We start from the raw sequence: 13,128 nt of genomic DNA on the forward strand, positions 1-13,128 counted from the left end.
GGAACCTGCGGTTGGGTTCTTGCCGGCGAGCCGATGACAAGATTATTCGCGCAGCCGGTTCATCCCGCGCTGCGTTTTTCGTGCGTGCCAAATCAGAGCTCGCAGGAAACTTGCTTGGAGGGGGAGAACTTTTGCGAAAAGCCCGAGTCTATGTTTGCAAGTCCGGTCGATTGGTCATGCAAGCCTCCTCCGAGTTTATCGAGGAGTGTTCATGCTAACCCAGGAAGAGGATCAGCAGCTGGTCGAGCGCGTTCAGCGTGGCGACAAGCGAGCTTTCGATCTGCTGGTGCTGAAGTATCAGCACAAAATTCTCGGGTTGATCGTGCGTTTTGTGCACGACACCCATGAAGCCCAGGACGTCGCACAAGAAGCCTTTATCAAGGCATATCGAGCGCTTGGAAATTTCCGCGGCGACAGTGCGTTTTATACGTGGCTGTACCGCATCGCCATTAACACGGCGAAGAACTATCTGGTTTCACGCGGCCGTCGGCCGCCGGATAGTGATGTAAGTTCCGAAGATGCAGAGTTCTATGACGGCGATCACGGCCTGAAGGATCTCGAGTCGCCTGAACGTGCATTGCTGCGGGATGAGATCGAGGGCACCGTCCATCGAACCATTCAGCAACTGCCAGAGGATTTGCGCACGGCGTTAACTTTGCGTGAATTCGATGGTCTGAGTTACGAGGACATCGCGAGCGTCATGCAATGTCCGGTTGGTACCGTGCGCTCCCGGATTTTCCGCGCCCGGGAGGCCATCGATAAAGCCCTGCAGCCGTTGTTGCAGGAAAACTAAAGACAGCGGCGACAGCCAAGAGAGGAACGCCATGAGTCGTGAAGCCCTGCAGGAATCGCTGTCCGCAGTGATGGATAACGAAGCGGACGAACTGGAATTGCGTCGAGTGCTCAATGCGCTGGACGATGTTGAAACCCGTGAAACCTGGGCTCGTTACCAGATCGCTCGGGCAGCCATGCACAAGGATCTGTTGCTTCCACGTCTGGATCTCGCTGCGGCTGTTTCTGCTGCACTGGAAGACGAAGCAACCCCTGCCAAAGTGTCCCGCGGTCCATGGCGCAGCCTCGGTCGTCTGGCCGTAGCCGCTTCGGTGACCGTTGCCGTTCTGGCGGGTGTTCGCCTGTACAACCAGGACGAAATCGCCGGCGTGGAACTCGCCCAGCAATCCAATCAGCCAGTGTTGGCCACTCCTCAGGTCAAAGGCCCGGCGGTATTGGCGGGCTACAATGAGAGTTCGGAAGCCACAGGCCCAATGGCCAATGGCGTATTGCAAGGTCAGCCAGGCTGGCATGATCAGCGTCTGCCAGGTTACCTGCGTCAACACGCTCAACAGGCTGCCTTGAAAGGCACCGAAAGCGCGCTGCCCTATGCACGCGCAGCAAGCCTGGAAAACCGTTAAGGGGGATCATGCGCGCCATACCTCTACTTTCGCTTCTGCTCAGCGGCTGGTTCATTGTTCCAGCCCACGCCGACGAGGCTCAGGACTGGTTGACCCGTCTGGGCCGGGCCGAGCAGCAGCAAAGCTTTCACGGCACTTTCGTTTACGAGCGTAACGGTAGTTTCTCTACCCATAACATCTGGCATCGGGTCCAGAATGGCCAGGTCCGCGAGCGTTTGCTTCAGCTCGACGGTTCGGCTCAGGAAGTCGTGCGCATTGATGGACATACTCAATGCGTCAGCGGCACCCTGATTGCGGGTCTGGGAGACTCTCCCAATACTGCTGCTCGTCCTCTGGATCCTCAAAAGCTTAAGAACTGGTATGACCTTGCCGTCATCGGCAAGTCGCGCGTAGCCGGGCGGGAAGCGGTGATCGTATCGCTGACGCCGCGGGATCAGCACCGTTATGGATTCGAACTGCATCTGGACAAGGAAACGGGTCTGCCGCTCAAGTCGCTGCTGTTGAACGACAAGGGACAGTTGCTCGAAAGATTCCAGTTCACGCGGCTGGACACGTCTGATGTCCCGTCCGATAAAGATCTGCAAGCCGATTCCGATTGCAAGACGGTTACTCTAGACAGCGACAAGGCGTCTGCAGTCAAGACCGCCCAGGTCTGGCGTTCCGACTGGCTGCCTCCTGGCTTCGAGCTCACCAGCAGCTCCTCGCACAAGGATCCGGAAACCAAGACCCAGGTCAACAGCCTGATGTACGACGATGGTCTCGCCCGTTTCTCTGTCTTCCTGGAGCCGCTCAACGGCGCAACCGTTACCGATACCCGGACTCAACTGGGCCCGACCGTTGCCGTATCCCGCCGTTTGACAACGCCTCAAGGCGAAATGATGGTCACGGTGGTTGGCGAGATCCCTATCGGGACCGCCGAACGAATTGCTCTGTCGATGCGCAATGATGGCGCTGCAACCAGCAAGCAGTGAGCTGATTCCAGCTATCTCCACTTCGTCTTCGAGACGTGAAATGTTTGCTGAGCTTTTTCATTTGCAAAACACCCGAAAATTTTTTATAGGTCAGAGCCTCTCGGCTCTGGCCTTGTTTGTTGTTCCCGGAACAAAAATGCCGGCCTGTGGTTTCCGGTGTTCCTTGCTCCATATCGCTTAACCCTGCTCGTCGTAACGGGAGCTGTATGTCGATACCAAGCTTGAAATCTTATCTCTCCATTTTCGCCACTGTGCTGGTGCTCGGTCAGGCTGTTCCTGCAGTCCAGGCGGCCGAAGCAGCCAGTCCGGTCAACCTGCCTGATTTCACTCAACTGGTCGAACAGGCCTCGCCTGCCGTGGTGAACATCAGTACCACGCAAAAACTGCCGGATCGCAAAGTGAGCCAGCAGATGCCTGATCTGGAAGGCTTGCCGCCGATGTTGCGCGAGTTCTTCGAGCGCGGCATGCCGCCGCAACAGCGTTCTCCGCGTGGTGATCGTCAGCGTGAAGCGCAGTCGTTGGGTTCGGGTTTCATCATTTCGCCGGATGGCTACATTCTGACCAACAACCACGTGATCGCCGATGCCGATGAAATCCTTGTCCGTCTGGCTGATCGCAGTGAGATGAAAGCCAAGCTGATCGGCACCGATCCACGCTCCGACGTGGCGCTGTTGAAAATCGAAGGCAAGGATCTGCCAGTGCTCAAGCTTGGCAAATCCCAGGATCTGAAAGCCGGTCAGTGGGTCGTGGCAATCGGCTCTCCATTCGGCTTTGACCACACCGTGACCCAAGGCATCGTCAGTGCCGTCGGCCGCAGCCTGCCGAATGAAAACTACGTGCCGTTCATCCAGACCGACGTGCCGATCAACCCGGGCAACTCCGGTGGCCCGCTGTTCAACCTGAACGGTGAAGTGGTCGGGATCAACTCGCAGATCTACACCCGTTCCGGTGGCTTCATGGGTGTGTCGTTCGCCATTCCGATCGACGTGGCGATGGACGTTTCCAACCAGCTGAAAAGCGGCGGCAAGGTCAGCCGTGGTTGGCTGGGTGTCGTCATCCAGGAAGTGAACAAGGATCTGGCCGAGTCGTTCGGTCTGGACAAACCGGCCGGTGCGCTGGTTGCTCAGATTCAGGATGACGGCCCGGCTGCCAAGGGCGGCCTGCAAGTGGGTGACGTGATCCTGAGCATGAACGGCCAACCGATCGTCATGTCCGCTGACCTGCCACATCTGGTGGGGGCATTGAAGGCGGGTGCCAAGGCCAACCTCGAAGTGATTCGTGACGGCAAGCGCAAGAATGTCGAGCTGACGGTCGGCGCCATCCCGGACGAAGACAAGGAGCTGGATGCCCTGCCGAAATCCGGTGCCGAGACCAACAGCAATCGTCTGGGTGTTTCGGTGGCAGAGCTGAGCGCCGAGCAGAAGAAAACCTACGACCTGAAGGGCGGTGTGGTGATCAAGGAAGTGCAGGACGGTCCTGCAGCTCTGATCGGTCTACAGCCGGGCGACATCATCACCCATCTGAACAACCAGGCCATTGGTTCTTCCAAGGAGTTTGCCGAGATTGCGAAGGCGCTGCCAAAGAACCGTTCGGTGTCGATGCGCGTACTGCGTCAGGGCCGTGCCAGCTTCATCACCTTCAAACTGGCTGAATGATCCAGTTGTCCAAGAAGTAAAAAGAAACCGCCTCGAAAGAGGCGGTTTTTTTTGTCCGGAATTTGTCTCGGCGCGGGCTTAACCCATCATGTCCTTGACCATGCGCTCCTGCTCCATCAGCTCGCGCTGGCGGGCATCAATACGTGAGGACAGCGGGAAGTTGCTGCCGGCCTTGCGTTTGGCGAAGTCCAGTTGCTGAATCGCCTGGCGATAATCGCCGACCAGCGCGAAGTACTCTGCACGCGCCTGATGCAGGCCGATGATGTTGCCGGACAGCCCGCGAGTTTCTGCAACTTGATACCAGACGTCCGGATCGTCCGGACGTGATTTCAACAAACCTTCCAGCGCCTTCTCCGCATCGGCGGTGCGGTTCTGTTTCAGCAGCAGATCGACGCGAACCTGATTCAGCGGGTAATTGCCAGGATACTGACTGAGCATCCGGTCAACCCGAGTCTGTGCATCGGCCAGTTTGTTGTTGGTGATGTCCAGATCGATCTGCGCCAGGTTGTAGATGATCTCGTTCGGTGATTTGGCCAGCAGTTGCGTGAGATTCGCCCGTGCTTCGTTCAACTGGCCGCCCTTGATCTGGGCGATCGCCAAGCCGTAGCGAGCCACGTCGTTTTTCGGGTTCTCATCGAGTTGGGCGCGGAAGCGCTTGGCACCAAGGCCCGGCGTTTCTTCGTAGGTCAACTGCACCCGCGCACGGATCAGTTGATAGCGCATGCTGTCTTCGATGCCCCCGGGTTTAGCCTGTTCGGCACGGTTGCGGGTGTCGGCGATCCGCGACTCGGTGACTGGGTGAGTCAGCAGGAATTCCGGTGGCTTGGCGTCGAAACGATACTGGCGCATCAAACGCTCGAACATGGTCGGCATCGAGCGCGGATCGTATCCGGCCTTTTCCAGATTAAGGATGCCGATGCGGTCGGCTTCCTGCTCGTTCTGACGCGAGAAGCGCCGTTGTTCCTGGATTGCCGCCGCCTGGGTGCCGGCAATCGTCGCGATGCCAGCATCACCGGCGCCGGCCGCGGCGATCACGATACCGGCCAGCAGCGCCGCCATCATCGGCACCTGCATCCGCTGCGAGGCTTCGACGCCGCGTGCGAAGTGACGCTGGGACAAGTGCGCCAGTTCGTGAGCCAGTACCGAGGCATATTCGCCTTCGGTCTGGGCATTGAGGAACAGGCCGCCGTTGACCCCGACAATTCCGCCCGGCGCCGCGAAAGCGTTGAGCTGCGGGCTGTTGATCAGGATGAATTCCAGGCGTCGGTCATTGACCTGGCTGGTTTCCACCAGTTTGTAAACGCTGGACTCGACGTAGTCCTTGAGTTGTGGATCGTTGAGCTGCGAAACCTGGCTGCGCAGCAATGCCAGCCAGGCGCGACCCAATTGATATTCCTGTTGTGGCGAGACGATGGCAGAGCTGGCGTCACCGAGTGACGGCAGGTCGTCGGCGAAGCCCGGTGAGGCGAGCAGGCAAGCGAGCGTCAGCAGGGTGGGGCGCAAAAAAGTCATGCACAAAGCCTTAGTCGACAAAGACCTTACTGTAGCCGGACACCGAGCTTGCGACCAGATATTCTAGGCAGCCTGACCACCTGATCCGGAGTGACGCATGACCGACGCTGTAGCCTATGACTGTGAGCTGGACGCCAGTGGCCTGAATTGTCCGTTGCCGTTGCTCAAGGCCAAAATGGAGCTGAACAAGCTGCCCACTGGAGCGGTACTCAAGGTGATTGCAACGGATGCCGGTTCGCAGCGCGACTTTCGCACCTTCGCCAAGTTGGCCGGTCATACGCTGCTGCGTGAAGAAGACGAGGCGGGTGTCTACCGTTACTGGCTGAAAAAAGCCTGAAACCGACCGCGTAAATGACCTAAGGAAAATTGATGTTCAAAGTGTTGCGCGACTGGATTCAGCGCTACTTCTCCGATGAAGAAGCGGTGGTACTGGCGGTTTTGCTGTTTCTCGCCTTCACCGCTGTACTGACGCTGGGCGGAATGCTCGCGCCGGTGCTGGCCGGGATGGTGCTGGCGTACCTGATGCAGGGGCTGGTGGTCACGCTCGAACGCCTGCGCGTACCCGGCGGCGCGGCGGTCGGTCTGGTGTTTGCGCTGTTCATGGGCGTGCTGATGGTGTTTATCGTCGTGGTGCTGCCGCTGCTCTGGCATCAGTTGATCACCCTGTTCAACGAACTGCCGGGGATGCTCGCCAAGTGGCAATCGCTGCTGCTGTTACTGCCGGAGCGTTATCCGCATCTGGTGTCCGACGAGCAGGTGCTACAAGCGATCGAAGCGGCGCGGGGTGAAATCGGCAAGTTCGGCCAGTGGGCGCTGACGTTTTCGTTGTCGAGCTTGCCGCTGCTGGTGAACATCATGATCTACCTGGTGCTGGTGCCGATACTGGTGTTCTTCTTCCTCAAGGATCGGGCAATGATCGGCGAGTGGGTGCGCGGCTATTTGCCGCGTGAGCGAGCGCTGATCACCCGGGTCGCCGAAGAAATGAACCGGCAGATCGCCAACTACATTCGCGGCAAGGTCATCGAGATCGTGATCTGTGGTGGCGTGACATACATTGCCTTTGTCGCGCTGGGGCTCAACTACGCAGCGTTGCTGGCCCTGTTGGTCGGCGTGTCGGTGGTGGTGCCGTATGTCGGAGCGGTGGTGGTGACCGTGCCGGTTCTGCTGATTGCGCTGTTCCAGTGGGGCTGGAGCGATCAGTTCATCTATCTGATGGCGGTCTACGGCATCATTCAGACGCTGGATGGCAACGTGCTGGTGCCGTTGCTGTTCTCCGAAGCGGTCAACCTGCATCCGGTGGCGATCATCTGCGCGGTGCTGTTGTTTGGTGGGCTTTGGGGATTTTGGGGCGTGTTCTTCGCGATTCCGCTGGCGACCCTGTTCAAGGCTGTGCTGGATGCTTGGCCGCGCAAGGAGCCGGCGGTGGCGCCGCTGCTTTGAAAATGAAGGGGCGCCCGCAAGGGCGCCAACAGCATCAGGCCTTGTTCAGCGCCTGAGCAGCAGCCAGCACTGCATCGACATGTCCTGGCACTTTCACGCCGCGCCATTCCTGACGCAGTACGCCGTTCTTGTCGATCAGGAAGGTGCTGCGATCAACGCCCAGGTATTCCTTGCCGTAGAGCTTTTTCAACTTGATCACGTCGAACAGCTGGCAGACGGCTTCGTCCTTGTCGCTGATCAGCTCGAACGGAAACTCCTGCTTGCACTTGAAGTTCTCGTGGGATTTCAGGCTGTCGCGGGAAATCCCGAAGATTTCCGTGTTGGCAGCCTTGAACGCTGCGTATTGATCGCGAAAGCCCTGGCCTTCGGTGGTGCAGCCCGGAGTGCTGTCCTTCGGATAGAAGTAGATCACCACTTGCTTGCCCTTGAGGGCTGACAGGCTGACGGTCTGCCCGCTGGTGGCAGGTGCTTCGAAATCCGTAACCGGTTGGTCAATGACAACGGCCATGAAAGCTTCCTTACATTGGGTTCTGTGGGCGCCACGGTTCGATCAGTGCATCCAGGTTCATGGCGTCGGCGAAATCCAGAAACTGGTCGCGCAGCCAGCTGATCTGGGTGCCGGCGGGCAGGGTCACGGTGAACGTGGCGTTGAGCATGGTGCCGCCGGTCTGTGGTGCCTGATAGGTATCGCACGTCAGGTTTTCCAGCTCGACGTTGTGATCCATGAAGAACTGGCACAGCTCGTTGATGATGTCCGGGCGGTACGCCGAAGACACGTAAGCCACATACGGCAGGGCCTGCGGACGATTTTCCAGGGCGGCGCTGCGTACCACGTTGACGGTGAACGCATGACGCTTGGCCAGCACCGGCAGGCTGCCTTCAAGGCGAGCCAGGGCGTCCCAGCTGCCGGAGACTTCGAGCACCAGCGCACTGCATTCGCCGTGGCGGGTCAGGCGCGAGGTGACGACTGCGCAGCGGTTTTCATGGCTGGCGCGGCACAGGACGTTGGTCAGCTCCATGGGATTGGCGCCGAGGGCACTGATGACAAGGAATTGTTCGCGAACTGTGGGGGTGGACATGCAGCATTCCTAAAGCGATGAGCGGTCGGTAGGGAGAGGGCGTTGATTGCCGGGGCAATGACTGTCCGGAAGGCCCGATTCGTGTGGCGCTACGGCTCCATGAACAAGCAAGCGTACGGCAACGACACTGGAACGGAGCCCGGTAGGCCGAAACGGGAGACTGGAACCCGGCGTACAAGCTGATCAGTACCGATCAAAGTCTGAAGGGTAGCGAAAAGCGGCGCCAAGGGGAATGGCGGCACAGTACTTCGCTTGTGCAAGCATCTTGGCGCCAGTACCATTACCGCTCTCTTTTTCCGGCAGGAGCGGTTTCATGATTGCGGGCAGTATGGTGGCACTGGTCACACCCATGGATGCACAAGGGCGTCTTGACTGGGACAGCCTCAGCAAACTCGTGGACTTCCATCTCAAGAACGGCACCCATGCCATTGTCGCGGTCGGCACCACCGGCGAGTCGGCAACTCTTGATGTAGAAGAACACATCGCCGTCATCAAAGCCGTGGTCAAACAGGTTGCCGGTCGCATTCCGGTGATCGCCGGTACCGGTGCCAATTCGACCCGCGAAGCGGTCGAGCTGACCCGCAATGCCAAAGAAGCCGGCGCCGATGCCTGCCTGCTCGTAGTCCCGTATTACAACAAGCCGACCCAGGAAGGCCTGTACCAGCACTTCAAGCACATCGCCGAAGCGGTCGACATCCCACAGATTCTCTACAACGTTCCTGGCCGCACCTCCTGCGACATGCAGGCCGAGACCGTGATCCGCCTGTCCACCGTGCCGAACATCATCGGCATCAAGGAAGCGACCGGCGACCTGAAACGCGCCAAGGCGATCATCGACGGCGTGAGCAAGGACTTCATCGTGCTGTCCGGCGATGATCCGACCGCAGTCGAGCTGATCCTGCTGGGCGGCAAGGGCAACATCTCCGTCACCGCCAACGTCGCCCCGCGCGAAATGGCCGACCTGTGCGAGGCCGCGCTCAAGGGCGATGCCGAGACCGCACGGGCCATCAATGAAAAACTGATGCCGCTGCACAAGGACCTGTTCATCGAAGCCAACCCGATTCCGGTGAAGTGGGCTTTGGTCGAAATGGGCCTGATGCACGAAGGCATTCGCCTGCCGCTGACCTGGCTGAGCGCTCCTTGTCATGAAACGCTGCGCTCGGCCCTGCGCCAGTGCAACGTCCTGGTTTAATTGAGGAAGTACAACGCATGAAGCGAATGGCCGGACTTTCCGCACTTGCCTTGATTATCTCCAGCACCAGTGGCTGCGGATGGATCTGGGGCCCGGAAGGTTATTTCCGTGACCGTGGTAGCGATTACCTGGAAGCGCAACAGACTGCACCGATGCAACTGCCACCAGACGTCAGCACTTCCAAGCGCCTGGATCCGCTGCTGCCGATCCCGCGCAACGTGGCCGACGACACCGCCAAGGGTGAATACGTCGTTCCGCGTCCTCAACCGCTGTCGACCGTTGCCGATGCCAGCGACTACTCGCTGCAAAAGAGCGGTGATTCGCGTTGGGTCATGGCCCAGCACCCACCGGCCGAGGTCTGGCCAGTGGCGGTGCAGTACTTCCAGGACAACGGTTTCCGTCTGGATGAACAGCGCCCGCAAACCGGCGAATTCACCACCACCTGGCAGCATTCCGATGAACTGTCCGCCGCCATGGCCAAGCGCCTGAGCGCCGCCGGCGTCAGCACCGACAGCGAAACCCGCGTGCGGGTGCGCATCGAGCCTGGCGTGCAGCGCAACACCAGTGAAGTCTACGTGGTCAGCGCCGAGCGTCCTGCCGGCAGCACCGCCAATGTCGATTTCACCAACCGTTCGGTCAACACTGGCCTGGACGCTGCGCTGGTTGACGACATGCTCGCGAGCATGAGCCGGACCTCCGAGAAGGGTGGTTCGGTGTCGATGCTGGCTTCGCGTGATTTCGACACCCCAAGCCGTGTCAGCCTGAGCGAAGACGGCAGCGGCAACCCGGTACTGAACGTCGGTACGGATCTGGATCGTGCCTGGTCGAGCGTCGGTCGTGCGTTGGAACAGGGCGAATGGCGCGTTGAAGACATCAACCGCAGCCTGGGTCTCTACTACATCAACTTGTCCGAAAAGGCCGAGAAGAAAGACGAGAAGCCAGGTTTCTTCAGCAGCCTGTTCGGCAGCGCGCCGACCAAGGAAGAAGTTGAAGCCCGTGCCGAGCGTTATCAGGTTCGCCTGAGCAAGGTCGGCGAGAACGTTCAGGTGACCGTCGAGAAAAACATCAACACCGTTGCGCCGGCCGATGTGGCCCGCAAAGTGTTGAGCGTGATTCAGGACAACCTGGGCTGATCCAATGCGTTTTGCCGTTCTCGGCAGCGGTAGCCAAGGGAACGGCACGCTGATCGCCAGTGCTGATACGTATGTGCTGGTGGATTGTGGTTTTTCCCTGCGGGAAACCGAAAAGCGCCTGTTGCGCCTGGGGGTTAACCCGGCGCAACTGAGCGCGATACTCGTAACCCACGAACATGCCGACCACGTGCATGGCGTGGGTTTGCTGTCTCGGCGCTACAATCTGCCTGTCTACCTCAGTCGCGGCACACTGCGAGGGATGCGCAAACCGATTGAACCTGCCGGTTTCGTGACCGGTGGCGAGCAGTTGCAGATCGGTGCTCTGAACATCGGGGTCATTGCCGTGGCCCATGATGCGCGGGAACCGACTCAGTACGTGTTCAGTGACGGTGAACGGCGCTTCGGCCTGCTGACCGACCTGGGCTCTTACTGTGAACGGGTGCTGGACGGCTATCGGGATCTCGATGCGTTGATGATCGAGTCCAATCACTGTCGCAACATGCTGGCCCGTGGTCATTACCCGTACTTTCTCAAGCAGCGGGTGGGCGGCGAGCTGGGACATTTGAATAACCATCAGGCGGCATTCCTGGTGGCCGAGTTGGGCTGGCAAGGCCTGCAACACCTGGTCCTGGCCCATCTGAGCAGCAAGAACAACCTGCCGCAGCTGGCCCGGCAATGTTTTGTCGACACCCTCGGGTGCGACCCGGACTGGCTGCAACTGGCCGATCAAGATTCAGGGCTCGACTGGCGCCACATCGCCTAGCCCATCTACTTAGCAAGCGGAGCCCATCATGGAAAAACGTGAAGAACTCTACCGCGGCAAAGCCAAATCGGTTTACAAGACCGACGACGCTGACCGCTTGATCCTGCTGTTTCGCAACGACACTTCGGCGTTCGACGGCAAGCGCATCGAGCAGCTCGACCGCAAAGGCATGGTGAACAACAAGTTCAACGCCTTCATCATGCAGAAACTCGAAGCGGCCGGCATTCCGACCCAGTTCGACAAACTGCTGGGCGACAACGAGTGCCTGGTGAAGAAACTCGACATGATCCCGGTCGAGTGCGTCGTGCGTAATTACGCCGCCGGCAGCCTGGTCAAGCGTCTGGGCGTCGAGGAGGGCATGAAGCTCAACCCGTACACCTTCGAACTGTTCCTGAAGGACGACGCCAAGGGCGACCCGTTCATCAACGAATCCCACGTCGTGGCCTTCGGCTGGGGCACCGCCGAGCAACTGGCGCGCATGAAGGAACTGTCGCTCAAGGTCAACGAAGTCCTGAGCAAACTGTTCGACGACGCAGGCCTCTTGCTGGTGGACTTCAAGCTTGAATTCGGCGTGTTCAGCGACGGCTCCATCGTCCTGGGCGATGAGTTCAGCCCGGACGGCTGCCGTCTGTGGGACAAGGACACCAAGAAGAAGATGGACAAGGACCGCTTCCGTCAGGGCCTCGGTGACGTCATCGAAGCCTACGAAGAAGTCGCCAACCGTCTGGGCGTACCGCTTTAATCGACGCAAGCATCTGATAGCACGGAGAAATTTTCGAAAGAGGGTTTGCTTTCGGTAAAAGTGTTGTTATGATGCGCGCCGTTGGAGAGATGCCAGAGTGGCCGAATGGGACGGATTCGAAATCCGTTGTACCTTCACCGGTACCTAGGGTTCGAATCCCTATCTCTCCGCCATTATTGAACAAGACTAAGCCCCTGAAATCGTTAAAGGTTTCAGGGGTTTTTTCGTTTTTGGCAATTGAGTTAGGGCATTTTTAGGGCAAAATATGTGTCCTCAGTGCCGCTATAGACCGGTCGTGGGCTATGGATTGAATCCTTAATAGCTACTCGTGGATCGAGGGTTTTTCACTTCGTATTCAGAATCGAGTGGTATCGCCGCCCGCTTCATCATTTCGATGGCTGAGAAGCTCAAGGAATAAGTCGTAATGATTAGCCGAAACGCCCCCAACAGTTGGCAAGAGCTGCAGACCGAAGTCGGACGTATTCTTCAGGAATGCGGATTCGACGTTGAGGTCGAGAAAAAGACCCCTGCAGTTCGAGGGGCGGTGGAGTTGGATGTGTACGCGGAGGAAACAGTTCGCGGCCGAAAGTATGCCATCGTATGTGAGTGCAAATACTGGAAGACACGTATCCCGCAAAATGTCGTGCACGGATTCCGAACTGTGGTTCAGGATATTGGGGCTAATATCGGCTACATCATCTCCATGGAGGGATTCCAGTCAGGAGCGATTTCCGCGAGCGACTTGACGAATTTGAGGCTCGTTACCTGGCATGAGTTTCAAGATATCTTCGAAGAGAGTTGGTTCGAAGAATTCTTCACTATGCAGATCCACGAAAGGTTAGGCGGCCTGATGACCTACGCGGAGTATCTTGTACCCGCGTGGTACGTAGAAATGTCTGAAGACGATAAATGGACTTATTCATCGCTGAAGGAAAAGTATGATTTGTTCGCATGGTTAATGCAGTCGTTAGGGCCATACACTCGCCGCGAAGTAAAGCAGCCCATTCCTCCTCTTCCGCTGCGAGCACAGCGTATTGCGCAGCCATATTTAAGCGGTGTTCCAGATCATATCCTGGACGAAACCGGCTACCGCGAGCTTCTTGAGTCATCCTTGGACTACGGCGAGGCTGCACTTGCAGAGTTCCGAGTACTGCGTGACAAGTACAAAACCTAATTATCGCTATGCAAGTTGAAGCAAGCATTTCGTGCGGTAACCGGGGACGGAGTTA

The 13,128-nt window shown here is 58.3% G+C and carries 14 protein-coding genes and 1 tRNA gene; 12 read left to right on the top strand and 3 right to left on the bottom strand.

What is annotated here, in order from left to right; translation table 11 throughout:
• Window positions 1–211: 211 nt before the first annotated feature.
• The 4 genes from rpoE to AC1MDC_RS06580 all read left to right on the top strand — a co-directional run bounded on the left by rpoE (window position 212) and on the right by AC1MDC_RS06580 (window position 4,038).
• A complete protein-coding gene (gene rpoE / locus AC1MDC_RS06565; protein ID WP_003172477.1) occupies window positions 212–793 on the top strand; it encodes an RNA polymerase sigma factor RpoE/AlgU in 582 nt (193 codons plus the stop codon).
• 31 nt (window positions 794–824) lie between these two features.
• The gene (locus AC1MDC_RS06570) at window positions 825–1,412 is read left to right on the top strand and encodes a sigma-E factor negative regulatory protein (protein ID WP_011332903.1); all 588 of its coding nucleotides are present in this window, start codon (window positions 825–827) and stop codon (window positions 1,410–1,412) included.
• Between the two features lie 8 nt (window positions 1,413–1,420).
• Window positions 1,421–2,383 carry a MucB/RseB C-terminal domain-containing protein gene (locus tag AC1MDC_RS06575; protein WP_085700594.1) on the top strand — a complete coding sequence of 321 codons (963 nt, stop codon included), beginning with the start codon at window positions 1,421–1,423 and terminating at the stop codon, window positions 2,381–2,383.
• Between the two features lie 206 nt (window positions 2,384–2,589).
• On the top strand, window positions 2,590–4,038 hold the full coding sequence (locus tag AC1MDC_RS06580) for a DegQ family serine endoprotease (protein ID WP_085700596.1): 1,449 nt from the start codon (window positions 2,590–2,592) through the stop codon (window positions 4,036–4,038).
• 78 nt (window positions 4,039–4,116) lie between these two features.
• On the opposite strand, the gene AC1MDC_RS06585 is transcribed toward AC1MDC_RS06580, so the two are convergent.
• Window positions 4,117–5,550, bottom strand: a complete 1,434-nt coding sequence (locus AC1MDC_RS06585) for a M48 family metalloprotease (protein ID WP_085700597.1) — start codon at window positions 5,548–5,550, stop codon at window positions 4,117–4,119.
• A 97-nt stretch (window positions 5,551–5,647) separates the two neighbouring features.
• On the opposite strand from AC1MDC_RS06585, the gene AC1MDC_RS06590 reads away from it, so the two are divergent.
• A complete protein-coding gene (locus tag AC1MDC_RS06590) occupies window positions 5,648–5,887 on the top strand; it encodes a sulfurtransferase TusA family protein (RefSeq protein ID WP_085700598.1) in 240 nt (79 codons plus the stop codon).
• 32 nt (window positions 5,888–5,919) lie between these two features.
• Window positions 5,920–6,990 carry an AI-2E family transporter gene (locus AC1MDC_RS06595; protein WP_085700599.1) on the top strand — a complete coding sequence of 357 codons (1,071 nt, stop codon included), beginning with the start codon at window positions 5,920–5,922 and terminating at the stop codon, window positions 6,988–6,990.
• Between the two features lie 34 nt (window positions 6,991–7,024).
• On the opposite strand, the gene AC1MDC_RS06600 is transcribed toward AC1MDC_RS06595, so the two are convergent.
• Together AC1MDC_RS06600 and AC1MDC_RS06605 are read right to left on the bottom strand one after the other, a co-directional pair.
• Entirely contained in the window at window positions 7,025–7,498 is a 474-nt protein-coding gene (locus AC1MDC_RS06600) for a peroxiredoxin (RefSeq protein WP_064594118.1), read from the bottom strand.
• 10 nt (window positions 7,499–7,508) lie between these two features.
• On the bottom strand, window positions 7,509–8,069 hold the full coding sequence (locus tag AC1MDC_RS06605; RefSeq protein WP_007958014.1) for a glycine cleavage system transcriptional repressor: 561 nt from the start codon (window positions 8,067–8,069) through the stop codon (window positions 7,509–7,511).
• A gap of 313 nt (window positions 8,070–8,382) precedes the next feature.
• On the opposite strand from AC1MDC_RS06605, the gene dapA reads away from it, so the two are divergent.
• The 6 genes from dapA (at window position 8,383) to AC1MDC_RS06635 (ending at window position 13,073) form a co-directional block, all read left to right on the top strand.
• The gene (gene dapA / locus AC1MDC_RS06610) at window positions 8,383–9,261 is read left to right on the top strand and encodes a 4-hydroxy-tetrahydrodipicolinate synthase (RefSeq protein ID WP_085683177.1); all 879 of its coding nucleotides are present in this window, start codon (window positions 8,383–8,385) and stop codon (window positions 9,259–9,261) included.
• 17 nt (window positions 9,262–9,278) lie between these two features.
• Window positions 9,279–10,394, top strand: coding sequence for an outer membrane protein assembly factor BamC (bamC, locus tag AC1MDC_RS06615; protein WP_085700602.1), 1,116 nt, complete (start codon window positions 9,279–9,281; stop codon window positions 10,392–10,394).
• A 4-nt stretch (window positions 10,395–10,398) separates the two neighbouring features.
• Window positions 10,399–11,157, top strand: a complete 759-nt coding sequence (locus AC1MDC_RS06620; RefSeq protein ID WP_085700603.1) for an MBL fold metallo-hydrolase — start codon at window positions 10,399–10,401, stop codon at window positions 11,155–11,157.
• A 28-nt stretch (window positions 11,158–11,185) separates the two neighbouring features.
• On the top strand, window positions 11,186–11,899 hold the full coding sequence (purC, locus tag AC1MDC_RS06625; RefSeq protein ID WP_007963288.1) for a phosphoribosylaminoimidazolesuccinocarboxamide synthase: 714 nt from the start codon (window positions 11,186–11,188) through the stop codon (window positions 11,897–11,899).
• Window positions 11,900–11,982: 83 nt separating this feature from the next.
• Window positions 11,983–12,072: transfer RNA gene (locus tag AC1MDC_RS06630), tRNA-Ser, on the top strand.
• A gap of 251 nt (window positions 12,073–12,323) precedes the next feature.
• The gene (locus AC1MDC_RS06635; RefSeq protein WP_471879138.1) at window positions 12,324–13,073 is read left to right on the top strand and encodes a restriction endonuclease; all 750 of its coding nucleotides are present in this window, start codon (window positions 12,324–12,326) and stop codon (window positions 13,071–13,073) included.
• Window positions 13,074–13,128 lie beyond the last annotated feature (55 nt).

Source organism: Pseudomonas sp. 1, from assembly GCF_056626735.1.

What these genes read in the sequence shown, in the direction of transcription:
- AC1MDC_RS06620 (WP_085700603.1), top strand. Translation starts at nt 10,399, where the DNA reads ATGCGTTTTGCCGTTCTCGGCAGCGGTAGCCAAGGGAACGGCACGCTG.
- rpoE (WP_003172477.1), top strand. Translation starts at nt 212, where the DNA reads ATGCTAACCCAGGAAGAGGATCAGCAGCTGGTCGAGCGCGTTCAGCGT.
- AC1MDC_RS06580 (WP_085700596.1), top strand. Translation starts at nt 2,590, where the DNA reads ATGTCGATACCAAGCTTGAAATCTTATCTCTCCATTTTCGCCACTGTG.
- AC1MDC_RS06635 (WP_471879138.1), top strand. Translation starts at nt 12,324, where the DNA reads ATGATTAGCCGAAACGCCCCCAACAGTTGGCAAGAGCTGCAGACCGAA.
- AC1MDC_RS06585 (WP_085700597.1), bottom strand. Translation starts at nt 5,550, where the DNA reads ATGACTTTTTTGCGCCCCACCCTGCTGACGCTCGCTTGCCTGCTCGCC.
- dapA (WP_085683177.1), top strand. Translation starts at nt 8,383, where the DNA reads ATGATTGCGGGCAGTATGGTGGCACTGGTCACACCCATGGATGCACAA.
- AC1MDC_RS06595 (WP_085700599.1), top strand. Translation starts at nt 5,920, where the DNA reads ATGTTCAAAGTGTTGCGCGACTGGATTCAGCGCTACTTCTCCGATGAA.
- purC (WP_007963288.1), top strand. Translation starts at nt 11,186, where the DNA reads ATGGAAAAACGTGAAGAACTCTACCGCGGCAAAGCCAAATCGGTTTAC.
- AC1MDC_RS06575 (WP_085700594.1), top strand. Translation starts at nt 1,421, where the DNA reads ATGCGCGCCATACCTCTACTTTCGCTTCTGCTCAGCGGCTGGTTCATT.
- bamC (WP_085700602.1), top strand. Translation starts at nt 9,279, where the DNA reads ATGAAGCGAATGGCCGGACTTTCCGCACTTGCCTTGATTATCTCCAGC.
- AC1MDC_RS06600 (WP_064594118.1), bottom strand. Translation starts at nt 7,498, where the DNA reads ATGGCCGTTGTCATTGACCAACCGGTTACGGATTTCGAAGCACCTGCC.
- AC1MDC_RS06590 (WP_085700598.1), top strand. Translation starts at nt 5,648, where the DNA reads ATGACCGACGCTGTAGCCTATGACTGTGAGCTGGACGCCAGTGGCCTG.
- AC1MDC_RS06605 (WP_007958014.1), bottom strand. Translation starts at nt 8,069, where the DNA reads ATGTCCACCCCCACAGTTCGCGAACAATTCCTTGTCATCAGTGCCCTC.
- AC1MDC_RS06570 (WP_011332903.1), top strand. Translation starts at nt 825, where the DNA reads ATGAGTCGTGAAGCCCTGCAGGAATCGCTGTCCGCAGTGATGGATAAC.